The sequence below is a fragment of the Parasphingorhabdus sp. genome (genome assembly GCF_049667325.1).
Taxonomy (GTDB): Bacteria; Pseudomonadota; Alphaproteobacteria; order Sphingomonadales; family Sphingomonadaceae; genus Parasphingorhabdus.
Map to the genome: position 1 here is coordinate 1 of NZ_JBATHY010000041.1, position 24336 is coordinate 24336.

Annotated in this window: 28 protein-coding genes and 1 pseudogene; 12 read left to right on the plus strand and 17 right to left on the minus strand. The window is 56.6% G+C overall.

The genetic code is table 11. The annotated features are described in order from the left end of the window. Positions 1-237, plus strand: a pseudogene (locus WBM93_RS01940) (hypothetical protein); the annotation flags it as partial. Between the two features lie 272 nt (positions 238-509). Beyond that, positions 510-2348 (plus strand): cation:proton antiporter, encoded by a 1839-nt coding sequence (locus WBM93_RS01945; protein ID WP_424427621.1) that lies wholly within the window; start codon positions 510-512, stop codon positions 2346-2348. On the opposite strand, the gene WBM93_RS01950 is transcribed toward WBM93_RS01945, so the two are convergent. Then, entirely contained in the window at positions 2349-3038 is a 690-nt protein-coding gene (locus tag WBM93_RS01950; RefSeq protein ID WP_424427623.1) for a YggS family pyridoxal phosphate-dependent enzyme, read from the minus strand. A gap of 35 nt (positions 3039-3073) precedes the next feature. Between WBM93_RS01950 and WBM93_RS01955 the strand changes: the two genes are divergently transcribed. Next, positions 3074-3649 carry a thiamine phosphate synthase gene (locus WBM93_RS01955; protein ID WP_424427625.1) on the plus strand — a complete coding sequence of 192 codons (576 nt, stop codon included), beginning with the start codon at positions 3074-3076 and terminating at the stop codon, positions 3647-3649. A gap of 7 nt (positions 3650-3656) precedes the next feature. On the opposite strand, the gene WBM93_RS01960 is transcribed toward WBM93_RS01955, so the two are convergent. Beyond that, entirely contained in the window at positions 3657-4400 is a 744-nt protein-coding gene (locus tag WBM93_RS01960; RefSeq protein ID WP_424427627.1) for a hypothetical protein, read from the minus strand. A gap of 351 nt (positions 4401-4751) precedes the next feature. Here WBM93_RS01960 and WBM93_RS01965 point away from each other — a divergent pair, with 351 nt between their 5' ends. The 4 genes from WBM93_RS01965 to holA are packed head-to-tail and all read left to right on the plus strand — an operon-like array spanning position 4752 to position 9384. Further along, the gene (locus WBM93_RS01965; RefSeq protein ID WP_424427629.1) at positions 4752-5201 is read left to right on the plus strand and encodes a DUF3576 domain-containing protein; all 450 of its coding nucleotides are present in this window, start codon (positions 4752-4754) and stop codon (positions 5199-5201) included. Between the two features lie 27 nt (positions 5202-5228). Continuing rightward, positions 5229-7841: a leucine--tRNA ligase gene (gene leuS / locus WBM93_RS01970; RefSeq protein WP_424427631.1), complete on the plus strand. Its 2613-nt coding sequence runs from the start codon at positions 5229-5231 to the stop codon at positions 7839-7841. A gap of 5 nt (positions 7842-7846) precedes the next feature. Further along, positions 7847-8359, plus strand: a complete 513-nt coding sequence (lptE, locus tag WBM93_RS01975; RefSeq protein WP_424427672.1) for an LPS assembly lipoprotein LptE — start codon at positions 7847-7849, stop codon at positions 8357-8359. Next, positions 8356-9384 carry a DNA polymerase III subunit delta gene (holA, locus tag WBM93_RS01980; protein ID WP_424427633.1) on the plus strand — a complete coding sequence of 343 codons (1029 nt, stop codon included), beginning with the start codon at positions 8356-8358 and terminating at the stop codon, positions 9382-9384. Before lptE ends, holA begins: the two co-directional genes overlap by 4 nt. Before the next feature lies 1 nt (position 9385). Here the strand turns inward: holA and WBM93_RS01985 are convergent, their stop codons facing one another. Then, positions 9386-9925: a DUF4402 domain-containing protein gene (locus WBM93_RS01985; protein ID WP_424427635.1), complete on the minus strand. Its 540-nt coding sequence runs from the start codon at positions 9923-9925 to the stop codon at positions 9386-9388. A 121-nt stretch (positions 9926-10046) separates the two neighbouring features. Here WBM93_RS01985 and msrB point away from each other — a divergent pair, with 121 nt between their 5' ends. Next, positions 10047-10445, plus strand: coding sequence for a peptide-methionine (R)-S-oxide reductase MsrB (gene msrB / locus WBM93_RS01990; protein WP_424427637.1), 399 nt, complete (start codon positions 10047-10049; stop codon positions 10443-10445). A 91-nt stretch (positions 10446-10536) separates the two neighbouring features. Further along, a complete protein-coding gene (locus WBM93_RS01995; RefSeq protein WP_424427639.1) occupies positions 10537-12651 on the plus strand; it encodes a transglycosylase domain-containing protein in 2115 nt (704 codons plus the stop codon). A gap of 9 nt (positions 12652-12660) precedes the next feature. Here the strand turns inward: WBM93_RS01995 and WBM93_RS02000 are convergent, their stop codons facing one another. From WBM93_RS02000 to WBM93_RS02010, 3 genes are read right to left on the minus strand one after another with little or no spacing between them, the layout of a single operon-like run. Beyond that, a complete protein-coding gene (locus tag WBM93_RS02000; protein ID WP_424427641.1) occupies positions 12661-13407 on the minus strand; it encodes a M48 family metallopeptidase in 747 nt (248 codons plus the stop codon). Further along, the gene (locus WBM93_RS02005) at positions 13394-13840 is read right to left on the minus strand and encodes a YcgN family cysteine cluster protein (RefSeq protein WP_424427643.1); all 447 of its coding nucleotides are present in this window, start codon (positions 13838-13840) and stop codon (positions 13394-13396) included. The genes WBM93_RS02000 and WBM93_RS02005 overlap by 14 nt, the downstream gene beginning before the upstream one ends. Then, a complete protein-coding gene (locus WBM93_RS02010; RefSeq protein WP_424427645.1) occupies positions 13828-14460 on the minus strand; it encodes an SCO family protein in 633 nt (210 codons plus the stop codon). Before WBM93_RS02010 ends, WBM93_RS02005 begins: the two co-directional genes overlap by 13 nt. Before the next feature lie 95 nt (positions 14461-14555). On the opposite strand from WBM93_RS02010, the gene WBM93_RS02015 reads away from it, so the two are divergent. Continuing rightward, a complete protein-coding gene (locus WBM93_RS02015; RefSeq protein WP_424427647.1) occupies positions 14556-15209 on the plus strand; it encodes an ankyrin repeat domain-containing protein in 654 nt (217 codons plus the stop codon). A gap of 7 nt (positions 15210-15216) precedes the next feature. On the opposite strand, the gene WBM93_RS02020 is transcribed toward WBM93_RS02015, so the two are convergent. From WBM93_RS02020 to WBM93_RS02070, 11 genes are all read right to left on the minus strand, one after another. Then, on the minus strand, positions 15217-15735 hold the full coding sequence (locus tag WBM93_RS02020) for an MmcB family DNA repair protein (RefSeq protein ID WP_424427649.1): 519 nt from the start codon (positions 15733-15735) through the stop codon (positions 15217-15219). An 80-nt stretch (positions 15736-15815) separates the two neighbouring features. Continuing rightward, complete coding sequence (locus WBM93_RS02025; RefSeq protein WP_424427651.1) at positions 15816-16523, minus strand: cell wall hydrolase; 708 nt, start codon at positions 16521-16523, stop codon at positions 15816-15818. A 204-nt stretch (positions 16524-16727) separates the two neighbouring features. Next, positions 16728-17066 (minus strand): DUF1491 family protein, encoded by a 339-nt coding sequence (locus WBM93_RS02030; protein ID WP_424427653.1) that lies wholly within the window; start codon positions 17064-17066, stop codon positions 16728-16730. Then, a complete protein-coding gene (locus WBM93_RS02035; protein ID WP_424427655.1) occupies positions 17059-17538 on the minus strand; it encodes a PaaI family thioesterase in 480 nt (159 codons plus the stop codon). Before WBM93_RS02035 ends, WBM93_RS02030 begins: the two co-directional genes overlap by 8 nt. Before the next feature lie 9 nt (positions 17539-17547). After that, a complete protein-coding gene (locus tag WBM93_RS02040; protein ID WP_424427656.1) occupies positions 17548-18018 on the minus strand; it encodes a PTS sugar transporter subunit IIA in 471 nt (156 codons plus the stop codon). A 126-nt stretch (positions 18019-18144) separates the two neighbouring features. Next, the gene (gene hpf / locus WBM93_RS02045; protein ID WP_424427658.1) at positions 18145-18717 is read right to left on the minus strand and encodes a ribosome hibernation-promoting factor, HPF/YfiA family; all 573 of its coding nucleotides are present in this window, start codon (positions 18715-18717) and stop codon (positions 18145-18147) included. A gap of 56 nt (positions 18718-18773) precedes the next feature. Next, positions 18774-19472 carry a DNA polymerase III subunit epsilon gene (dnaQ, locus tag WBM93_RS02050; protein WP_424427660.1) on the minus strand — a complete coding sequence of 233 codons (699 nt, stop codon included), beginning with the start codon at positions 19470-19472 and terminating at the stop codon, positions 18774-18776. Positions 19473-19499: 27 nt separating this feature from the next. Further along, on the minus strand, positions 19500-20105 hold the full coding sequence (coaE, locus tag WBM93_RS02055; RefSeq protein ID WP_424427674.1) for a dephospho-CoA kinase: 606 nt from the start codon (positions 20103-20105) through the stop codon (positions 19500-19502). Then, positions 20105-20923 (minus strand): shikimate dehydrogenase, encoded by an 819-nt coding sequence (gene aroE, locus WBM93_RS02060; protein ID WP_424427662.1) that lies wholly within the window; start codon positions 20921-20923, stop codon positions 20105-20107. The genes coaE and aroE overlap by 1 nt, the downstream gene beginning before the upstream one ends. Beyond that, positions 20920-21540 (minus strand): Maf family protein, encoded by a 621-nt coding sequence (locus WBM93_RS02065; RefSeq protein WP_424427664.1) that lies wholly within the window; start codon positions 21538-21540, stop codon positions 20920-20922. Before WBM93_RS02065 ends, aroE begins: the two co-directional genes overlap by 4 nt. Continuing rightward, entirely contained in the window at positions 21533-22378 is an 846-nt protein-coding gene (locus WBM93_RS02070; protein WP_424427666.1) for a pyruvate, water dikinase regulatory protein, read from the minus strand. Before WBM93_RS02070 ends, WBM93_RS02065 begins: the two co-directional genes overlap by 8 nt. A 300-nt stretch (positions 22379-22678) precedes the next feature. Between WBM93_RS02070 and hemE the strand changes: the two genes are divergently transcribed. Further along, positions 22679-23713 carry a uroporphyrinogen decarboxylase gene (hemE, locus tag WBM93_RS02075; protein ID WP_424427668.1) on the plus strand — a complete coding sequence of 345 codons (1035 nt, stop codon included), beginning with the start codon at positions 22679-22681 and terminating at the stop codon, positions 23711-23713. Next, positions 23710-24153, plus strand: coding sequence for a CopD family protein (locus tag WBM93_RS02080; RefSeq protein ID WP_424427670.1), 444 nt, complete (start codon positions 23710-23712; stop codon positions 24151-24153). The genes hemE and WBM93_RS02080 overlap by 4 nt, the downstream gene beginning before the upstream one ends. Positions 24154-24336 lie beyond the last annotated feature (183 nt).

Here is a 24336-nt window from a genome sequence, read left to right on the forward strand (position 1 = left end):
TCGCGACGTTGCTTTGTCAAAGGCCTCCATCATCTGATCATGCCCGCTTTTGGCGCGCTAACCGGCGGTATGGCGGCAGCGGACCCCGCGATCGAGGCCTGCGTCGGCGGCCCGGCAGAGGCGATTATCGGGCTGAAGGAGAAGGCGGTGCGATTCCCGTTGCCGTTCAAGGATACCGCCTTGGAAATGATCGATGAATCACAGCTTGCACTGCCTCTCGCCACCACTGCCCGCTGACGGATAACAGGCCGCCGCCGAAAGGACGTGATATTGCGGGTGACTATTTGTACGGTCTTGGCCCGGCGCTCCGCGGTTTTTTCGGGGATCGCAACATATTGCTTCGACCGCTGGTCAATTCGATCTATATCATGCTTTTTCGTGTCGGCCCCGGGAATCTGGAATCCGTTTATGGTGTTGTTCGACAAGCGATCGACCATTTCGATAACTCCCGAGCGTCAGGCCCCGGAAAGTTTTTTGCATAAATCCGGAAAACCCGCCAAGGACAGAACATGGAAATAGTAGATTCGTTAATGGTCAAGATCGCGCTGATCGGCCTGCTCGGCATCGGCGCGCAATGGATTGCCTGGCGGACGGGCCGTCCCGCTATCGCTCTGATGCTGATTGTCGGCATTATCGCTGGACCGGTGCTTGGCATCATTGATCCCGAACGGGATTTTGGAGCGCTGCAGGAACCAATCATCAAATTAGCGGTTGCCGTGATCCTGTTTGAAGGTGGCCTCAGTCTGAACTTTCGCGAGCTGCGACAAGCGGGCGGTGCCGTCACGGCGATGGTGTTTGTCGCCGGACCGATAGCCTGGGTATTGGGTACCGCTGCGGCGCATTATGGCGCTGGCCTGTCTTGGGAAATATCCGCGCTGCTCGGCGGTATCATGATCGTCACCGGCCCTACCGTGATCGGTCCGATGCTGCGCACGCTGCGCGTACCGTCACGAGTGCGCAACATCCTGAAATGGGAAGGCATTGTGAATGATCCGATCGGCGCTCTGCTCGCCGTCGGTATCTATGCCTATATCACCTATGAAGGACCGGACGCCAATATCGCAGTCATCAGCATGGATGTCCTTGCTGCCAGCTTCATTGCCGGACTAATCGGCGCGGGTCTTGGCTTCGCTGTCACCTGGCTATTTCCGAGGGGGAAGGTGCCGGAATATCTGAAGGCTCCTTTTCTGCTGGTCACGGTGATAGCCGGCTTTGTCATCGCCGACCTGATCAAACATGAAACGGGATTGATCACAGTTACCGTGATGGGCATCGTGATGGCCAACCGCCAAATCTATTCGAGTCAGGCGCTCTACCGGTTCAAGGAAGATCTGGCGGTGCTGCTGATATCCGGTGTGTTTATCATTCTTTCCGCGACTCTGGACTGGGAAACGGTACAGCAATTCCGGCCGCAATTTGTCATTTTCCTGATATTGCTGTTGTTTGTCGTGCGGCCAATTTCGGTGCTGGTCGCCCTGCTGTTCAGCTCCGTTCCCTGGCGCGAGCGCTTGTTTATCGCCTGGATTGCACCGCGCGGTATTGTCGCCGTCGCGATCACCGGCCTGTTTGCGATTCGGCTGGTCGATTACGGGTTCCCCGGAGCAGAAGCGCTTGTCCCGTTGAGCTTTGCTGTCGTCATTGCGACTATTTTTGCCCATGGCTTTTCCGCATCATGGGTCGCCGAACGACTGGGAATTTCGGAAGGAAAAGGCGAGGGCGTCCTGATCGCCGGTGCCAATCGCTGGTCCATTGCGCTGGGCAAAATGCTGAAATCTCTCGATATCGAGGTGCTGATGACGGACAATAGCAAATTCGCCTTGCGCCGGGCACGGAGCGAGGGTCTTGCGATACGTCACGGCGATGTGCTGGACGAGGCCCATAATGACAATATCGATATGGGCGAATTTCAGCATCTTATCGCGGCCACCGACAATGACAGCCAGAACCAGTTGATCACCGCCGACCTTGGTCCGGAAATGGGTTATGAACAGATCAGCCGGCTGGCCAATGACGGACAAAGCAAAAGCCGGGTCGGACACGGAAGATTGCTGTTCGAATCGGGCGCGGAGTTCGGCACTTTGCTCGACCGTGACCTGGCGGGCTGGCGATTCAGCAAAACCAATATCACCGAGAAGTTCACCGTCGAAGACTATCGTAAAAATCTCGAAGAGGACGAGGAGCCGCTTGCTGTTTTGAAGCCGGACCGGAGGCTGTTGTTTTTTGCTACCGATGCGCGACCGGTCATCGAGGATGGTGATATCGTGATCAGCTTTGTCGCGCCGGACACACCGGAGGAACGCAGAGCGGACCGCGCGGCCAGAGAAAGCGAAAAAAACGGTGAAAGCTGATCATGCGTCCTGATTTGCACGCGGCCCGAACAGAGCCGTGCCGACCCGGATATAGGTGGCGCCCAGCTTGATCGCCTTTTCAAAGTCTCCCGACATACCCATGCTGAGTCCGTCAAGGCCGTGATCGCGACCGAGTTTTGCCAGCAGGGCAAAATAGGGCATCGCATTGGTTCCTTCCGGCGGGACCGCCATTAAGCCGGCGACCTCTATGCCCGCTTCCCGTGCCTGTTCGAGCAGTTGGGGAACCGCCTTGATGTCGCATCCCCCTTTTTGGGATTCTTCGCCGATATTGACCTGCAGAAAACAGGGGATGCGCCGGTCTTGCCGGTCCATTTCCTTTGCCAGCACCTTGACCAGAGAATGCCGGTCAACTGAATGGATATAATCGAAAAGAGCCACGGCATCTGCGGCCTTGTTTGATTGCAATTGGCCGATCATGTGCAGCTCAATATCGGGATATTCCGCTTTCAGTGCGGGCCATTTCTCAGCCGCTTCCTGAACCCTGTTCTCGCCAAAGATCCGATGACCAGCCTCCAGAAGGGGCCGGATTTCATCGCTGCTGCGGGTTTTGGATACCGCGATGAGCGCAATAGCGGGCATTTTACGATTCGCAATCTTTGCAGATTTTTCAATCTTTCTGCGGATGTCCTGGAGTGCGGGATTTGCCAATTTGATGCCTGTCACAATCATTCTCTTTCGCCAAGCTTGTGTCTATAGGCGTGCATATGTTGCGAGACCAGCCCTCCCCCGTTTTGCCTGACCCGATCGATTCGAGCCTGCCCCGGACATGGCTGTTTACCGATCAGCGAAATGATGAAAGTCTCGAACAAACCATCAAACGACTGCCGCGCGGGAGCGGGATAATCTTTCGTCACTATCATTTGGACGAATCATCAAGGCGGGCGCGATTTGAAACCGTCAGAAAACTTGCGCGACGTCGCGGGCATATCGTGTTTCTGGCCGGATCACACGCATTGGCCACTCTCTGGCGGGCCGATGGCGTTCACGGGCGGGGAGCCTGTCAGTCCGGAACCGGACGACTGCGTCATAGCGCGCCCGTCCATAATGCCCGGGAAATCCATCAGGCCAATCGCGCTGGTGCGGAGATTTTCTTTCTGTCGCCGGTTTTCCGGACCAGGTCACACCCCGGCCAGCGCCCGCTAAATCCTGCGCAGGTCCGGCGTCTGGCTGCTTTGTGCAACGGCGCGGTGATATTGCTCGGTGGGATGGACCGGCATCGATATCATGCACGTAAAAACCACCTGACCCACGGCTGGGCGGCGATCGATGCTTTTAACTGATTAGTTTCTAGAAGCGGAACTGGGTTCCGACATAGACTGCCTGGCTATCCTGACGATTGTCAGTCAGCGGTGCCATCCGGTCACGCTCGTTGTTGATCCGGACACCGGCGGTCACGTCGAGGTTGCGGGTCAGCGAGTAGCTGCCGCCAACATCGAGGGTATAATCTTTCTGACTGGCATCAAGTGCGCGCGGTGCAGCGTTGATCGGTGCCGAGGCATCAAGTGACATGCGGGTGTTGAAACGGCTCTTCTTGCCGGTACTTTCCTCGCCAGCCAGACGCCCTGCACCAATTTCCGACAGGTCGGGCAAATTGCCAGCCAGTTTCCTGACCGGAATGGCGAAGCTCTTCAAGCCCTTCGCAGAGCCGAGGCTGTACGAAACGGGCGCAATTTTCGCTGCGCTCGTGACACCCGATCCGGGTGCGGCAGCGAGTAGATTTTCACGGATGGACACGGCCCCGGCGTCCGACTTCTGTCGAACCACCACAGTGACCGACCGTTCTCCGTCGAGCGTACCGCCCGCTGGTGTAAACTTGAAGCTCGCGTTTCCGCGCAAGGTGGTCAGCTTGTACTTCGCTACAAGATCAGGATCAGCACCGGCTACGGTAAAGGAACCGACTGAACCCAGGGTTTTCAGGGATACCATCCCCTCATCGCTGGAAAGCACTCTCGCCAGGGCAGGGGTCATGGCAAGGCCGGAGATCGCGAGTCCCGTCGCTAACCAGCCCAAATGATTGCCCTTTTTCGTCATGACGAAGCCTAATTCCCCTTTAAGAGATCATAGATATACCAAAGAATGGCTATCTGCACGAGTCAACTTGTTGTTTTTGTCCGATTTTACATAACCGTCACCTTTCTGTTGCAGATCGGTAACGCTTTTGCCCGGACATCGTCGCCCAGACTAGCGCGGCAAAGATGAACCCCGGATGATTTCACCGCCATTCAACTGGTGTTCAGTCCCTGCTGCACAAGAGCAAAACATGCGCTTGTGCTTGCCCCTTGCGGCAAAGCATTTATAGAGAGCGCTGAAATGATATTATGTCCGGAACAAATCCTGCAAAAAAGATTTCGTATCGGCGCAAAATGTAACCAGGAGCGCTTCATGTCCCGCCTCAACACAACCCGTCTATTGCCTTCTGTAACCGCCGGCCTGCTGGCCTTGTCACTGCTGTCCGGCTGCGGCGGAAAAGAACGGCCCAAAGCCGATCTTGCCGCATCCCAGGTCACCACCATCGGTGTGAACAGCTATTTGTGGCGCGCCTCGCTGGACGCCTTGTCGTTCATGCCGCTGACCCAGACCGACAGCAATGGTGGTGTGATCCTGACCGACTGGTACGTGAATCCGCAAAATCCTGGCGAACGGATGAAAATCAATGTTTCGATTCTCGACCGCGATTTGCGCGCCGATGCCTTGCGTGTCGCGGCATCACGCCAGGTTGCGACCAACGGCACGTGGGTGGATGCCCCCGTCAAGGCGGCAACCACGCAGAAACTGGAACAGATCATTCTCACCAAGGCGCGCGATTTACGGCGCGGCGTGATCTCCAACTAAACTTTCCTGCCACATCATGGGGCCGCAATGACCGATCAGCGATTCAATCCACTGGCGGCGGACAAACGCTGGCAAGAGCGCTGGGCAAAAGCTGGCACTTTCGAGGCGGACGACGCCAGCAGCAAACCGCGCAGCTATGTGCTGGAAATGTTTCCCTATCCATCGGGCCGGATCCACATGGGTCATGTCCGCAACTACACGATGGGCGACGTGCTCGCCCGGTTCCGGCGGATGCAGGGCTATGAAGTGCTCCATCCGATGGGCTGGGATGCATTTGGCATGCCGGCGGAAAATGCCGCGATGGAAAAGAAAGTCCATCCCGGCGAGTGGACCAGAGCCAATATCGCATCGATGCGCAGCCAGCTGAAAACGCTCGGCTTTGCCTTTGACTGGAGCCGCGAACTGGCGACCTGCGAACCGGATTATTATGGCCACGAACAGGCGCTGTTTATCGATCTGTTCGAGGGCGGCCTTGTCTATCGCAAGGAATCGGCGGTGAACTGGGATCCGGTCGACATGACCGTGCTCGCCAACGAGCAAGTGATCGATGGCAAGGGCTGGCGCTCGGGTGCCCAGGTCGAAAAGCGCAAACTCAGCCAATGGTTTCTGAAGATTACCGAATTTGCCGAGGATCTGCTAGCTGGATTGGGAGATCTCAAAGGTTGGCCCGAAAAAGTGCGGCTGATGCAGGAAAACTGGATCGGCAAGTCGCAGGGCCTGCAATTCCACTTCGCTCTGCCCGAAGCGCAGGGCGATATCGCCAGCGTCGAAGTATTTTCGACCCGGCCAGACACGATTTTCGGGGCGAGTTTTGTCGCCCTGGCTGCCGATCATCCACTGACGCAAAAGCTAGCGGCAGGAAACGAGGCGCTCGCCGCCTTTGCCAAGGAATGCAAAGCCGGCGGCACCACCGCCGCCGAGCTCGAGACGATGGAAAAAAAGGGCTTTGATACCGGCCTGACCGTCACCCATCCGCTCGACGCCGATTGGCAACTGCCGGTCTATGTCGCAAATTTCGTGCTGATGGATTATGGCACCGGCGCGGTATTTGGCGTGCCGGCCCATGACCAGCGCGATCTGGACTTCGCCCGCAAATATGAGCTGCCAGTCAAACGCGTGGTCGCCGATGGCGACCAAACCGCCGCTGAATATGTCGGGGACGAGGCCTATACCGGCCCCGGCAAGATCGTGAACAGCGCGTTTCTTGATGGCATGACGGTCGAAGCCGCCGGACAAGCGGTCATCGAGCGGGCCCAATCGGAAGGCTGGGGCAAGGCACAGACCACATGGCGGCTGCGCGACTGGGGCGTTTCGCGCCAGCGTTACTGGGGCACGCCGATCCCGATCATCCATTGCGAGACCTGCGGTCCGGTGCCGGTGCCAAAAGATCAGCTTCCGGTCGTCCTGCCTGAAGATATCGACTTTGAAACGCCGGGCAATCCGCTCGAGCGGCATGCCAGCTGGAAACATGTCGACTGCCCGAAATGCGGCGCGGTGGCCCGGCGCGAAACCGACACGCTGGATACATTTGTCGACAGCAGCTGGTATTTCCTGCGCTTTGCCAGCCAGCCCGACGACCGCCCGTTCGACCCAGAAGTGGTCAAACAATGGCTGCCAGTGACCCAATATATCGGCGGCGTCGAACATGCGATCCTGCATCTGCTCTATGCGCGCTTCTGGACCCGGGCGCTGGCGAGCATCGGCAAGCTGGATTTTACCGAACCGTTCGAGAGCCTGTTCACCCAGGGGATGGTGACGCACGAAACTTACAAGCGGCCCAATGCCGTGCGGTCAATGACCGAAGTCGAATGGAATGCATTTTGGCCCGGAGAGTCATTTGATCCGTCTGTAACAACAACGGATATCGGCCCATGGCTCTCTCCAGAAGAAGTCGGAAAGCGCGGAAATAGAGTTTTCGAGATTGCGACGGGCAGCGAAGTCGATGTCGGCCGGGTCGAAAAAATGTCGAAGTCAAAGAAAAATGTCGTCGACCCCGATCCGATCATCGAACAATATGGCGCCGATGCAGTGCGCTTCTTCATGCTCTCCGACAGCCCGCCCGAGCGCGACCTGCCTTGGTCGGAAGCGGGTATCGAAGGCAGCTGGCGGTTCGTCCAGCGGCTATGGCGTCTGTTCATCGCGGTTGCCGACAGCGACGATACAGGCGAGGACAAGCCGCTCCGGCGCAAGCTCCACCAGACAGTTGCGGGTGTGGCGGCTGACGTCGAAGCCCTGTCGTTCAACAAGGCGGTCGCGAAAATTTTCGAACTGGTAAATCTGATCGAGAAATCCGGGCCTTCCGGGGACCGGACAATAGCGATCAAATCACTCGCGCGGATCGTCGCGCCGATGGTGCCGCATATCGCCGAAGAAGCCTGGGCGCTGTTTGGCGAAACCGGGCTGATCGCCGATGCGCCATGGCCGGAGGTCGACGAAAGCCTGCTGGTCGAGGATGAAGTGACCATCGCGATTCAGGTGCGTGGCAAGCTGCGTGATACAATTACCGTTGCCAAGGGCAGCAGCAAAGAGCATCTTGAAGAAATGGCCCTGGCATCGGAGAAGGTGCAGCGCAGTCTTGACGGGGCCGAGGTAAAGAAGGTGATTGTCGTGCCCGACCGACTGGTCAATATCGTAATATGACGACTATGATCGCCCGGATCACCATGGTTGTGACACTGTCCGCAATGCTGGCCGCCTGTAATTTGCGGCAGCTTTATGCGGGCGGAACCACAGGTGTCGTCGCCCGCGAACTCGGTAATGTCGAAATCGAACCAATCGCGGGCAAGGCGGGATGGCTGACGCGCAATGCGCTCAAGGACCAACTCGAGGCGTTCGAAGGACAAGAGGCAAAATACCGCCTGACCGTGATACTCGACGACAAGATTGCCGGATTTGGCGTGCGCAGCGACGACCGGATCACCCGCGAACGCAGAACGTTACGTGCCCGCTACCAGCTTGTCCGGGTCACTGATTCGGTCGTCGTGCTCGATGCGACCGCGGGATCGGACGCCGGCATCGATGTTGTGTCCTCGGAATTCGCGACGGTCGCTGCGGAAGACACCGCGCTGGAAAATCTGGCAACCCGGGTTGCCAACCAGATTGTAACCCGGCTGTCTCTCTTTGCCCGGACCGAGGCCAACGCGCCACCGGAACCATGAAGGTCAAACCGGAAGAGATTGTCAGGCGCTATCACGCCGCCGCCGATCATTGTCGACTGATCCTGTTATGCGGGCCCAATGTTACCCGTTGCCAGGCGCTGGTCGACGAACTGGTGCAACCGCTGGCCCAATCCGCAGAGCGGGTCGATATGACCATCGCCGATGTTAGCGAAAGTGCTGCGCGGCTGAACGACGAGGCGAATTCCGCATCGCTGTTCGGCGACAAGCGCTATATCGTGCTGCGGCTCAACAGCAGCGAAGCGGTCCGGGCGACGACCGCAATCGAAACCTTGCTGGCGAGCGCACCCGGCGGCGACCCGGTGTTTGTCATCGCACCCGGCATGGGCGACAAGACAGCGCTGGCAAAGTCGATAATCGCGGCGCCGGATGCGATGATCGCGACCTGCTATGAAACCACGCCGGAACAGGCGGCGGCGGCCATCCAGACCATGGCGAAGGCGGAGGGCGTGCGGTTGAGCCGCGAAATGGCCCAGGAAATTGCCGCATTGACCAGCAATGATCTGGTGCTCGCCCGACTGGAAGTGGAGAAGATTGCGCTCTATCTGGACGCCGATCCGGACCATCCAAAAGCGCCGGAATCCGACATTCTTCTACTGCTCGGCGCGGAGAATGACGAAGAGGATATCAGCGTGCTGATCAATGCCGCGCTCAATGGAGATGCACCCCGTCTGGCGCAGGAAATCGCCGCCACGCGCGCTCAGGGCATGAACGAGATCGGCCTGATCCGGATCATGCTGCGCCATCTGACCAAGCTGGCGGAGCTCCGCAGCAAGGTCGACAACGGTGGCAATATCGATTCAGTCGCCGGCCATCCAAGCGTCTTTTTCAAGGAGCAGAAACATTTCAAACGGCAGCTGAGAATATGGTCCTCTGCCCATATCGCTCGTCTGATTGATCGCGTTTTGCAGCTGGAGATTGCGCTAAAAAGCAGCGGTCAACCGGATCAGGTGCTGCTGGAGGAAGAATTGCTGCTGATTGCCCGCAAGGCGGCGAGCAGCCGATAGCTTATTCGTAGTCGGCGGTGATCGCGATCCGGCCGCGGAATTGACCGCTGGCGTCCCCGCGCACCCGCAATTGCCCGCCGAAAGAAAAGATCAGCCGTCCGGCCTGGTCCAGTCTGGCCAGAGCCGGTAGATTGGTTTCCAGTTTCTCCAGCTCCGCCGTCGAACCATTGGGTGCGCTCAGCTGAATTCTGTCTGGCAGGGACACGCGGACGTTCCGGCCCGGTTCGCCGGTCAGCCGTCCTTCGCCGTGCAGCGACATGCCACCAAGATTGGCGATACTGCCACTGATTTGCTTGGCACCGGACACCGGATCTATGCTGACCACGCCGCCATTGCCGCCGAGCAACGCCATGCGCGAAAAATCCAGATTGGCGGTAATTTCGATCTGCAACGGGATTTCCCGCTTGTCTGCGGCCGCTTGCGACAGACTCTCGGAAGTCGGGCTGTCCGCACAAAGGCGGCATTGTGCCTTCGCTTCATCCGGCATGAAGGCCGGATGAGCAATCATGATTGCTCCGGTCAGCAAGAATTTCACGACCATTTTCATAGCCGTATATTTTGCGCGAATATGGTGAATATCCGGTTAAGAACAGGCACGAGCCGTGGCGATCTTCCACGACAGGTCCCTTGACCGACTGCGATCAAGCCACCATTTGTCATATATGGAAAAAACAATATTGAGCGACGAACAATGGCGGCAACAGCTATCGCCTGAACAATATCATGTGCTGCGCGAAGCAGGCACCGAACGGGCGTTCACCGGAGAGTTGAACGCCGAATATCGCGACGGTGAGTTTTACTGTGCGGGCTGCGGCAGCAAATTGTTTGAATCGGAAAGCAAATTCGACAGCGGGTGCGGCTGGCCAAGCTTCTCGATACCCGCCGATGCTGAAGCTGTCACCGAGATCGAAGACAATAGCCTTGGCATGCGCCGGGTCGAGGTGCGCTGCTCAACCTGCGATGGCCATCTCGGGCATGTTTTCCCCGACGGACCTACCGAAACCGGCCTGCGCTATTGCATGAACAGCGCCGCGATGGCTTTCGAACCCAAGGCAGACTGATTTTTTTCTGTCTTTCCCTGCGTTCAGCCTGCAGTAAGGCGCCGACACGCTAGAAAATCTGAAATTCAGCGTATTAGGTGGATAGATTAATATGGCGCGTGGCAAAAAACGCAAGACAGAGCAGGGCCCAGCGCGCAAATGGTTGTGGCGGCTGGTCAAGACCGGCCTCGTCGCGGGCTTTCTGGCAACGATTGCGTTGGTGGTTGCGATATTGGTCGTCCGTTCCTCTCTCCCCGGCTTCGAGGATCTGAAATCCTCCCCCAACGGGCAGATGATCCGGGTGCTTGATGTCAACGGCAAGGAGCTGTTTTCGATGGGCCCGAGCTACGGCGAGTGGCTGCGCTATTCGGACATACCGGAAGTCATGAAATCCGCGATGATCGCGGTCGAGGACCGGCGCTATGACAGTCATCTGGGCGTCGATCCGATCGGCATAGCGCGCTCGCTTCAGGTAAGGGTAGAGCGCGGCTATTGGGCACAGGGCGGTTCGACCATAACCCAGCAACTGGCGCGGAACGTGTTTCTGAACAACAACCGGACCTTTGGCAGAAAAGGACGGGAGATTTTGCTCGCGCTGGCCATGGAGCGGAAATTTTCCAAAGAGCAAATTCTCGAGCTTTATCTGAACAAGGTTTATTATGGCGGCGGTGCCTATGGCATTGATGCCGCTTCCCGCCGGTTTTTCGCGCACGGTGCCAGAGACCTCAACCTCGCCGAGGCCGCTATCATCGCCGGTCTGGTCAAGGCCCCATCCCGCTATTCGCCCACAGCCGATGCCAAGGCAGCTATCGGACGGGCAACGGTGGTCCTCGAGGTGATGCAGGATGCCGGAGCGATTACCGCAGCCGAAGCTGCGAAATCCAAACCCGCTTCGGTCAAGCTGGCACCGGAGCCGCGGCAGAATAGTGTGCGCTATTTTACCGACTGGGCCCTGCCGCAACTGGATTTGCTGATCGACGAAACGGTGGAACCGATCGAGGTCTGGACAACTCTGGATCTCGACATGCAACGCGCAGCCGCGACCGCGATCCAGTCGCGGGTGCCGTCCGGCGCCCAGGGTGCGCTTGTAGCCATCGACCGGGATGGTGCCGTGCGCGCCATGGTCGGCGGCACGGACTATGTGACATCAAACTATAACCGCGCGACGCAGGCCGTCCGCCAACCCGGATCAGCCTGGAAAGTATTTGTCTATATGGCAGCGCTCGAAGCGGGCTATGCTCCGGACGATACGGTGACCGATGCGCCGATCACGATCGGCGGCTGGACACCGCGCAACAGCGGCAATAGCTATGCCGGAGATATTGATGTCCGTACGGCCTTCGCCTTTTCCAAGAATACGGTCGCGGCAGCGATCGGGAATGATATCGGTACGTCGACAATTGCCAATATGGCCCGCCGCTTCGGTATTACCACACCGATCAACACCAACCCCTCGATGGTGCTCGGCACTTCCGATGTACGGCTGCTCGATATGACCCGGGCCTTTGCCTCGATCAGCGCCAAGGGCGTCGCTATCACACCGTTCGGTATCACCAAGGTACAGACAATGAAGGGGGATATTCTCTATCAAAGCAAATTCGACGGTAGCCGTGTGCTGGTCGATCCCTGGGTGGCTGCCGGTATCACCGATCTGATGCAGACTGCGGTGAACACCGGTACCGGGCGAGCGGCGCAAATCGGCAGACCTGTTGCCGGCAAGACCGGCACCACCAGCAGCAACAAGGACGGCTGGTTTCTGGGCTTCTCCAGTGGCCTGACCACCGGCGTCTGGATGGGCCGCGATGATGCCAGGCCGGTTGGCGGTCTGCAAGGAGGCCGCGCTCCGGCCTCAGCGTTCGCGCAATTCATGAAAGTGGCAGTCGCCAGTCGCAAAGTGGAGAAATTCGATACCGAGCTGGTCTTGCCGGAGTGGCAATTGGAACCGGACGAAGACGAATTGTTCGGTGCGCCGGAAGACGGTATCTACGTTGACGAAAACGGCATGCCGATCGAAACCGGCCGCGGAATTGAATATGACCTGGAAGGCGGGGAAGCGGCCGATGGGCCACGGCTGGATCAGGAATGGATCGATTCAGTGATCGGCCGCGGCGGCAATCCCGCTCCCCGCAAACCGGAGCCGGCTCCGGTCAAAAAACCCAAACCGCTGCCTCCCCAGAAACAGCCGGAATCACTGCTTCCCGAAGCCATTCGTTCCGAAACGCAATAGGATATAGCTTCATTCGGCGGCTGGAGTTTGTCGTGCCACCCCCACCATATGCAGACCACGGCCATGCTTCTTGAGCCAGCGATCTGCGATCCGCCGGTCTGATTCATAGATTTCGTCGAGCAGTGCGTAAAAGCGCGGGCTATGATCCATGTGGATGAGATGCGCCACTTCATGCGCAACAACCGACCGGCGCACGTGGGGCGGGGCCATGACCAGCCGCCAGCTCAAACGGATAGACTTATGGCCAGAACAACTACCCCAGCGCCGCCGTGCATCTCCGACTGCCAATTTGGGCAAATCGGTGCCGGCCCGCACACAATAATATTCCAGATCATCCGCATAGATGGCCCGGGCCTGTGCCTTAAACCAGCGCAGAATGCGGGATTCGATATGTTCCCACGGACCGCCAAGCCGGATTTCGCCTTCCGCCAGCAAGGGGGCCCTCGGAAAATCCGGGGACCAGCGGATGATGTTGGGTTCGCCCAAAAACGCAATCTGGCTGCCATCTTCAATCGCTATCGGCGGCAAAGCCTCCGCAAAGCGGGCGTTGAGCCAGTCCGATTTTGACTGGGCAAACCGGAGCGCCTGATGCTCCGACGCATAGGCGGGCACCGTCAGGCAGACAATTCCCTTGACGGTGTCTGCCGAAACTATGATCGAACGGGCCCGTTTCGATCGTCGGATTTGGAGTGGATAGCTTACGCCATCCAGCCGGATGGCCAGCGTTTCGGAACGCGCGCTGCTAAAGCGGAGCATCGAGAATATGTTGTTCGAGCGGTCCCGCTTTGGATTCCGGAATGACCTTGCCGCGGATCGACTGGCCAGCCGCATGAATCGACTCGCGGTCGCCAGAGACCAGATAATGCCATGTCGGCAAAGGCAGGTCCCGGGCACGCAATTTGTAGGCACAGCTGTCGGGCAGCCAGTCGAATTCCTCAAGCTTGTTGCGGGTCAGCCGGACGCAATCGGGAACGTGGAATTTCCGGTGGCGATAGTCGCTACACCGCGCATCCTTGAGGTCGAGCAGTTTGCAGGCGATGTTGGTCATGTAGATCTGGCCGTCATCCTCGTCTTCCGCTTTCAGCAAGCAACATTTGCCGCAACCGTCGCACAATGCTTCCCACTGCCCGCGATCGAGCGATTCGAGAGGCAATTCCCAGAACGGAGGTTCGGGGACTAGCGCACCCATCGGATGATTTCAGCCGCAACATCTTGCGGCGTGCCGTCATAGGGCAGCAGCGCCAGTGGCTCTCCGTCCGGACCGAAAAGATAGGCCTGACGGCTGTGGTCGACGAGATATTCAGTCGCTCCGTCGTCATTCCTGATATCATAGATGATCAGATATTTTTTCGCGACATCCGCGATCTCTTCAGGGCTGCCGGTAAGTCCGATCAGACGCGGGTGAAACGCGGAAACATATTGCTTCAGAACCGCTGGCGTATCCCGGCTGGAGTCGACCGATATGAAAATCGGCTGGATCTTGCTGGCCAGAGCCGGATCTTCTTTTTCAGCCTGCTTGAGGCCGAGCATGATATTGGCAAGGTCAACCGGACAAACATCGGGGCAATAGCTATAGCCGAAATAGATGATCCGATACTGGCCCTTGAACTGGTCTTCCGAGGTTATGCCGCCATCCTGGTTGGTCAGCGTGAATGTGCCGCCTATTTTTGCCCCCGCAAGCGGAGGTTCCATGTCCGCTGACACTTCTCCATCTGACACGGGGTTGCAGGCTGCCATGATGGTCAGTAATCCTCCGCCAAGGATCATTTTTGCGATGTTTTTGATATTGTTCATTACGGGGCCAGACATGGTCTGCTACTTGATCAAATTCAACAGATAATTGATAGGTGACGATTGCAGCGAGCCGGGGCAAAGAATCACCGGTTAACGAAATGGGGCCAATAATGTTCAGTAACAATCCTTCAGGCACTTTCTGGGCCGGCAAGTTCATCCTTTTCCTGCGCATTGCGGGAATCGCGGCCGCAGCAACGTCTTTGTCGGCGCCCGCCGCGGCGCAATTTTCGGACAGCTATAATTTTCTCAAAGCTGTCAAAGACCGTGATGGCGAGGAAGCGACCAAATATCTCAGTCGGCCCGGAACAGTGATCGTCAATACCCGCGAACATTCCTCAGGCCAGACCGCCTTGCATATCGTGGTGGAGCGGCGCGACAATACCTGGCTGGGTTTCCTGCTGCAAAAAGGTGCCAATCCAGATATCTCGGACAAGGAAGGCACTACGCCGCTCATTCTGGCCACCCAGCTTCGGTTTGTGGATGGCGTCAGAACGCTTTTGGCCAAAAAAGCCAAGGTAGACGAGACGAATAGACAAGGCGAGACCGCACTCATCCTCGCGGTGCATATCCGTGATGCGGAACTGGTTCGACTGCTTCTTGCAAACGGCGCCGACCCGGACCGGACCGATACGCTCGCCGGCAAGTCGGCGCGGGACTACGCCAAGCAGGATCGCCGGACAGCAGCCATATTGTCGGAGATTGAAAAGTCGGACGCCGTTAAGCAACCCGAAACCGAAGGACGGTTCTTCGGGCCGGAAGGCTGACAATCGATTATTGCCCTCCGGGTACATGAAATCCCGGGTCGGGGCTGATCCAGCCGTCGGAGATCGCTGCGCGTCGCATAGCGCGGCGGGCCAGCCGCATGGTTTCTGTCTTGCGACGCGCCGGAGCAAGCGCATTGGTCGCAGCCGGCCTCACCATTTCCGCATCATAGGCATCGGCAATGATCAATCCGGTGCGTTGGGGTAGAAAATCCGGGGCATCAACCGGCGACGCATCAAATCCGACGGGCAAGGCCCAGTAGAAGCGGTCACAATAATCAAGATATTCCGTCCATTTTGCGTCGCCCAGCAAATCGCTCCGCGCAACCTTGATCTCGACGATGACAATCTGCCCTTTCGCATCAATTCCCATCAGATCCGCCCGGCGCCTGTTCCGCAAACCGACTTCCGGCAACACCATGATGTCGTGCCTGAGAAACATCCGCGCCACGCCACGGGCGACTGCCTGTGCGCCGGTCAGGTTATCGTGATCGATCAACAGGCCCAGCGAATCATCGATTATTGTCATGGCACTTGGCTAGAACATAAAAAGAACAAAATAAAGGCCCCCGTAAGGGAGCCTTTAAGAATATGGTATTTTGGGAACGATTAACGATAGAAGATATGGTTGTCGATCGTTGCGAGCCGTTTGAGCCTCCAACCCGGAGAAACATAACGTGCATGAAAGAATAATGCGCCTTCGACAGAGCTTTCCCAGCCATCGTTCGCAGCGATTTTGGCAATTGCCACCGCATTGCGCCAAGTCTGACGTCCGGTCTTTATGTGAGGCATCTTCCCGCCACGAACGAAGGAAAACTGACTGCGCTGATATACGACACCGCAAATGGTGTCGGGAAAACGCGATGATTCGACGCGGGCCAGAACCACACGGGCCACAGCTAGCTGGCCTTGCAGCGATTCGCCTTTGGATTCAAAATAGACAGTTCCGGCGAGACACTGCATCTCGGCATCAAGCGAACCGTCGACCGATTGCTGGCCCACAAGCTCTCGCAAGGATAGCGCGTCATCGTTTACGAAGTCGGCATTTTCGCTTGAATCGCGTTCTGCTTCCGCATTGGCAAACTTGTCTGATTCGACAACGTCCTGGGGAATTTCTGCGACAACTTCCTGTTGCTCGCCAAATATAATAGCCTGGTTCGATTCGTCATCTTCCAGCAGGGCCGGATCGACAAAAATCTCGGTTTCCGGAACCTCATCGGATGCTTCCAACGCGAAGGATACATCTGTGACTGACAAGGCTGCAACCGTAGTAATAGCAAGCGACAAGGCGCTTGCGGTGCGAAAAATTTTGCTCATAAACCTGTTTTTTTATGCGGTGAGACCAGAGCAAATGATGACGTTCTAGTCAAAACCGCCAAAAACAGACCCGGAAATCAAAGCGAAGGTCTATTTCTGTTCTCCCCGTCTGCGTGTTTTCCGCCTGTCATTCACGACAAATTCAGCAGTAACCTACGCATCAAAGTTGAGCGCCAAATATGGGTCTGGGAAATAAAGTCAAGTTTACTGACCCATTTGGGCGATGAGCCGTTCCGCTTCCGGGATGTCCAGTTCAATTAACCACATATCGGGGTCAAAACCGAATCTTTGCGCAATGTAATCTGGTAAATTCTTTTTATTATCAATGTCTTGTGGCCATATTTGCTGCCAATTGGGTAAGCCGTCGAGCGAAGGCATATTCTCCAGGAGCCTAGGGTTTTCGCCCTTTTCAACGCATTGAATCAGTATTGCGCCGGATATCCGGTCACCCTTTTTCAATATGGCGCCGAACCCGCCATTTTGACTGACCAGTCTGAGAAGAGACTGGACTTTCATTTCCGCAGAGAGTCGCGGTTCAATCATTATTTTTGTAACCGGGCAGTGATGCCAAGGGGATATGCGAGCGCATGAATGTCCCGGTTCCACGTGCTATTTCTTCACCATCGCTATCGATCAGCCGTGCATCGGCGACAAATACCCGGCGTTTCCCGCTAACCCAGCGACCTTCCGCGATCACCGGCCCGGTCTTGAGCGGCTTGGTGAACAGGAGGTTGAAGGCGGTGGTCAGGATGAAGCGATCGGAAACCAGGCTGTTGGCAGCATAAAAGGCTGCGTCGTCGAGCATTTTGAAATAGGCAGTGCCGTGCACTGCGCCGGCTGCGTGGTAATAGCGTTCGTCGACATTAAAAAAGATGCTCGCCGTGCCGGCTTTCGCTATTTCAAGACGCGAATTGAACAGCCGGTTGATCGGCGCTTCTGCATAGAGTCGTTCCAACGCCCGGAAATGCCCTTGTGCGCCGTCTTTTTCCGCTCCATTTCGAGGTTCATCTGCCATGGCCAGGGTTCAGGCCGCCCGCTGTTCGCGCTGTTTGTTCAACAGTGCAAATAAGGCATCCTGGCCCGCCGCTCCGCGGAGCTTCGCGACCATATTGTCATCGCGCAGAAAGCGGGAAATGGCGGCCAATGCCTGCAAATGCTCGATCCCGGCTTTTTCCGGCGACAACAGGGCGAATATCAGATCAACCGGCTTGCCATCATGCGAATTGAACGCAACCGGTTCGGCAAGCCGCAGAAAAATACCGACGCAACGGTCAAGAGTGGCCAATTTGGTATGCGGTATGGCGATCTCCCTGCCAAAACCAGTTGACCCCAGGGCTTCGCGGGCGGTCAGTCCCTGCAGCACGGTTTCGGCATCGAGACGGTAGCATTCCTGCCCGATTTTGCTGATTCTGCGGAGAAGTTCGTCTTTGCCGCCGACGCCGGAACAATCCCGAACGGCAGCAACATCCAATCGAACGGACAAGATAGTCATCATTCATTCCCTTTGTCCCGGCATTATCCAGCCAAAATCTGCAACTGCCGCAGAATCTGGACGCCGGTGCGCTTTGGGCCGATCGGCATAATCGCCGATTATCTGCCTTTTGACGGCGGTGAAGCCCTATCAGCTATGTGGTTCAACCCAGCCAATTGTGCCGTCGGGGCGGCGATAGACCATATTATGGGCACCAGTGCCAGAATTTTTGAACAAAAGCGCGCTAGTATTGCGCAGATCCATCATCATTACCGCATTCGACACGCTGGCTTCCGGAATATCAGTGCTGGTTTCGGCGATGATCGGAGGGGAATCGCCATTTACCGGGCTGTCCTCTTCCTCTTCGAACGATTCAAACACCCGATATGCCGCTTCTTCCTGTTTCGCCGCATATTGCGCCTGAACATGGTGGTCATTGAGCCGCCGCATGTAGCGGCGCAGCTGTTTTTCGATCTTGTCGGCAGCCTTTTCAAAAGCCTGATGGGCATCGCCGGCTTCGGCATCGGCTTTCAGCATCAGACCCTGCATCACATGATTCACAATATCGCATCTGAAATGCTGATGGGGCGCCTTGCTGACCGTGACATTGGCTGAAATGGCCTTGGCAAAATATTTGCTGGCGATTGCGTTCATCCGGTCCTCGGCATGGGTTTGCAGCGCATCACCGGTGTCGACCTGGTGTCCCGAAACACGAACTTCCATATTCATTCTCCTTTTCGTTCTGTACCGTTGCACGATTGGCGGCACAGCTAAATCCGTTAAACTTCTGTCCAGAGAGGGTTTTCAATTCCCTCGATAAATATCTTGTGCCGCGCCAGCTCATCCGCGCTCGCATTATGTTCGCGCGGCGTCATAAACGCTCTGCGCTCTGCCCGCTGTGATGTGGGCTGCATGTTGGCAAGAGAATTTTGGCGTTTGGCCTCCTCTGCCAAACCAAGACCGATTTGGCGCCCTCCTGTCAATTCGATATAGAGCTGGGTCAGCAATTCCGCATCGAGCAGGGCACCGTGCTTCACCCGGTGGCTGCGATCGATGCCATAGCGCGAGCATAAAGCATCAAGCGACAATTTGGCGCCGGGATGTTTGGATTTTGCAATCGCCAATGTGTCGACCATGCGAAAGCGCGAAATCGGTTGCTGGCCACATAGAACCAGCTCGGCATTGAGAAAATTGAAATCAAACTGCGCGTTGTGGGCGACCAGATTTGACTCTCCCAGAAAAGCCAGAAGCTCTTCCGCACCGTCAGCAAACAGTTTTTTGTCGGACAAGAACATGTCGGAGAGCCCGTGCACATTCTCTGCAGCCTTCGGCATCGCCCGTCCTGGATTATAATAGCAATGAAAGGTCTGCCCAGTCTCGATCCGGTCGATCATTTCGATACAACCGATCTCCACCATCCGGTCACCATTTTGTGGATCAAAGCCGGTGGTTTCAGTGTCGAAAATTATTTCCCGCATGAGATCAATATCGGACTGAATTCGGGGTTACGCAAGGGATGCTTTCAGTTTTTGAACAAGTTTCTGAACCTGCCGTCGTGTTTCCACCTCCGGCAGCGACGTATCGATCACAGAATCGGCTTTTTTCCGTTTTTCCGCATCCGGCATTTGCAATGCTTTTATCTGCTCAAACCGCTCTTCCGTCATGCCGGGGCGGGCGAGAACACGGGTGCGCTGGTCTTCCGCGCCGGCCGATACCACCACAATATGGTCGATGCCCGCGGTGCCCGATTTTTCGAACAGCAGCGGAATGTCAAACAGGATCATGGGACGATCCCGGTTTTCTTCCAGAAAGGCCGTTCGCATTTCGCCAACCGCGGGATGAATCAATTGTTCCAGCCGGTGCAAGGCCGCTGGATCGTGAAGTACCACCGCTCCGAGCTTTCGCCGGTCCACTCCCCCGCTATTCGTGGTGCCCGGAAACAGGGCTTCGATAGCATCCACCAGAGCACCATCGGGTCCCTGCAGGTTGTGCACAGCGGCATCGGCATCGAACAAGGGGACATCTTCATCGACAAACATCTGGGCAACCGTGGACTTTCCCATGCCGATGGAACCTGTCAGACCGATTATGAAGGGCTTGTCCCGTGCCATCATGCCGTCAACAATTTGCGAAGTTCGGCATCATGTTCCATCGGTGGCGTGGTACCGAAAAACAGCTCGAATGCCAGTGCCGCCTGGCCAATCAACATGTCGAGACCATCGACCACCGCCAGATCGCGCTTCAGGGCGGCCCGCAGAAGACTGGTCTTCAGCGGCGCATAAACAAGGTCATAGACCAGTGCATCGGCTGGCAAAGGATCGAGATCCACTTCGAGCGGTGGCTTTCCCGTCATGCCGAGCGGACTGGCGTTGATCAGCAGGTCGGCTTTCGGCAATATTGCATCCATCGGCAGGACACTGCCCTTTACCGATGCTTGCATCAACAGGCCCGTCGCTTTCAAACCACTCCGCGCGATGATCGTTATTTGGCCGATTCCTGCCTGCTTCAGCGCGAACACCACGGCCCGCGCGGCTCCCCCGGCCCCGATCATTACGGCATGTTTCCCCGACCAGTCTGAATCGGCAATCGGCGCCAGGAAACCAGCCGCATCGGTATTTGTACCGATCAGGCTGCCGTCCTCCTGCCGCACAATCGTGTTCATCGCCCCGATCTTGTCGCGGACCCCGCCTGGATCGCTTACGAGGTCCATGATGTCTATCTTGTGCGGCAGGGTCACATTGCAGCCCCGCCAAGCGGGGTCAGCGCGACGCTGCTCGACATAATCGGCCAATTCCGCCGATGCGACATGGTGAGCGCGGTAGTCCGCCTTGATCGCCAGCCGTTCGAGCCAGAATTTGTGGATCAGCGGGGATTTGCTCTGGGCTATCGGATCACCGATCACTTCAGCAAATGGAACGGATGTGGTCATGACGTCAAAATACCCCGGATGCGAAGATAGTCGAGCAGGTGCAAGAGAGGCAGCCCCATGATCGTGAACTGGCTGCCGGTAATGGCGGAGAACAGTTGGGCTCCCCTGCCCTCGATCTCGTAACAGCCGACGCAGTGACGGATATTGTCCCATTCCGATTCGACATATTGTTCGATGAAAGAATCGCCCAGATTTCGGACCGAAAGCGTCGCAATATCGATATGGCGCCACACGGGACGCCCTTGTTCGGCGATCACCGCGGCGCTGAACAGCTTGTGCTTCTTGCCCGACAGCAATTTCAGATGCGCGATGGCATCGGCGGGATCGACCGGCTTGTCGAGCATCACGCCGTCTTCGAGCGCCAGAACCTGGTCGGCACCCAGCACCAGCGCAGTTCCAGTTCGCCGCGACAATCTGACCGCCTTGGCTTCAGCCAGCGCATCAGCGAGATTGCGGGCGGTCACCCCCTCGCTCTTCAACCCCTCTTTGAGGGATTCCTCGTCGACATTGGGGGCGATCGCTTCGACCGGGACCCCCGCAGCAGTCAACATTGCCAGCCGCGCCTGGCTCTTTGACGCCAGGATCAGGGGCACCTCAGTCGGGGAAACTTCACTCACCAGAACCGGCCTTCACACTATCTTCAGCGGCAACATGGCGCTCGTTATAGAGGTTGATAATGGCCGCAGCCGATTCCTCGATAGAACGGCGGGTCACGTCGATCATCGACCAGCCGTTGTCGGCAAACATCCGCCGGGCATATTGGGTTTCGGCCTTGACCTTCTCTTCATTGACATAGTCGGTTTCCGGCGCCTGATTGAGCGACAGCAACCGGTTCCGCCGCACCTGGACCAGCCGCGAGGCACCGGTGATCAGGCCGACAATCAGCGGATTTTTCAAGTGAAACAGGGCGTCGGGCGGTGGTGATTCCGGGACAATCGGTATGTTCGCGGTCTTGAATCCGCGATTGGCCAGATAGATGGATGTCGGAGTTTTGGACGTACGGGACACACCGGCGAGCACGATATCGGCCTCTTCCCAGTTTTCCCAACCGATACCATCATCATGGGCAATGGTGAATTGAATTGCTTCGACCCGGGCGAAATAGGCAGCATCCAGTATATGCTGACGGCCGGGTCTTGCCTTGGCTTCCTGCCCCAGCATATTCGACAGGGCATCGGTCACCGTATCCAGCGCCGGGACCGATGGCAGGCCCAAATGCCGGCATTCGCGCTCGAGCTTCGCTCTGATTTCGCGGTTGACGATCGTGAATATGACCAGCCCGGGATTATCCGCCACTTCAGTCAAAATCCGGTTGAGATGCTTCTCCGAACGGACCATGGGCCAGAAATGCTTGATAATCTCTACACCGTCAAACTGGGCTAGCGCCGCCTTGGCGATATTTTCAAGCGTCTCGCCGGTGGAATCCGATAGCATATGGAGGTGGAGCCGGTTCATGGACTAAGCTTTGTGATTTCACGGGGGATAAAGCAAGGGATGAAGTTGGGGATAACCGGTTCCAGAATATTCTTCCCCGACTCCCGCAATTTCATCCACAGCTAACCAACATTGATCGTTTCTATCCACAGTCTGTGGATAGCGGGGATCGAATTTTGGAATCGGTTAATTTTTCGTTAACGCCCTTCTGTCAATCTGTTTGTATTTGCGGCGCTGGCGGGTTACCGCCTTTTCCACGCCCTATCATCAACAACAATTTATAATTAATACTTATATAATATAATGGATGACCGTCTTTCTATGCCGAACGGAACCGACTCCCAGAAAATTCTCCTCCAGACATTGCTCGGCAAGAAAACCGATCGGGTGCCGGTCTGGCTCATGCGCCAGGCAGGCCGCTATTTACCGGAATATCGCGAATTGCGTGCGAAAAAAGGCGGGTTTCTCGAGCTTTGCTATGATGCGGAGGCCGCAGCCGAAGTCACATTGCAGCCGATAAAGCGTTTTGGTTTCGACGGTGCGATCCTGTTTTCAGACATATTGATCGTCCCGCATGCGATGGGCCAGAAACTATGGTTCGAGACCGGAGAGGGACCCCGGCTGGCACCAAGGCTGGTCGATGCTGCTTTGTCGTCTCTAGAGGGTGCTCCCGAGCATTTTGAAGCTATATACGCCACCGTGCGCAGGGTCTCCGAACGGCTCGACGACAAAACCACCTTCATGGGCTTTGCAGGCAGTCCCTGGACCGTCGCGACTTATATGGTCCACGGGCAAGGCAGCAAGGATCAAGGTGTTACGCGGCGTTTTGCCTATAGGGACGAAGCGGCTTTTTCGGAACTGATCAATGCGATCATCGACAATACCGTCGAATATCTGCTCGGCCAGATCGAGGCTGGCGTCGATGCGGTGCAGCTGTTCGACAGTTGGGCCGGATCCTTGTCGCCAGCGCAATTTGAAAAATGGGTGATCGCGCCCAATGCCGAAATCATAGCGCGGCTGAAGGCGGTTCATCCCGATTTGCCGGTCATCGGTTTTCCCAAAGGCGCCGGTGCCAAATTGGTCGCTTATGCCAATGAAACCGGTGCTGACGCGATCGGCCTGGATGAAACGGTCGATCCGGTCTGGGCCCATCAAAATCTGCCCGCTGGTCTTCCGCTGCAAGGCAATCTCGATCCGCTGGCCCTGATAGCCGGTGGCGAGGCGCTGGAAAAATCGACCCGCCATATCCTGCAAGTGTTTGAAGACCGCCCGCATATTTTCAATCTCGGCCACGGTATTTTACCCGACACGCCCATTGAACATGTTGAAAAGCTGCTTACACTTGTCAGGCAATGAATGAAATTCTGTCCATGCTCTATCTCTGGTTGAAATCAGCCCATCTTATCTTCGTGATCTTCTGGATGGCGGGGCTGTTCATGATGCCGCGTTTCTTCGTCTATCATCAGGAATCGGCCGTCGGTTCGGACGAAGATGCCAAATGGATCGAGCGCGAGGGCAAGCTGCGCAAGATCATTTTGAACCCGTCTTTGATCATCGTCTGGGTGGTCGGATTGGCGCTTGCTTACAATATTGGCGCGTTCAGCCAGGGCTGGTTCCACGCCAAATTGCTTTTGGTGCTGGCGCTGTCCGGCTATCATGGCTGGATGATCAGCTATGGTAAGAAACTGGCGAAAGGCGAGCGCACGATGACAGACAAGAACTTGCGGCTGGCCAATGAAGTACCGGGTATTGCGGCGGCAATCATAGTCATATTGGTGATAGTCAGGCCGTTCTGATCGGCTCTAGTTGACAGTCAAATAACAAAGGCGTAATTGAGCGCCAACGCCCGTCCGGGCTCAATTTTCATGTACATCGTAGACAGCCATCAGCTGCACACATGCAAAACAAAAAAAATAGCTTCCCAATTTATCTGGATAAACCTCCATGCATTTAAAAGAATTAAAAGAAAAATCGCCCGC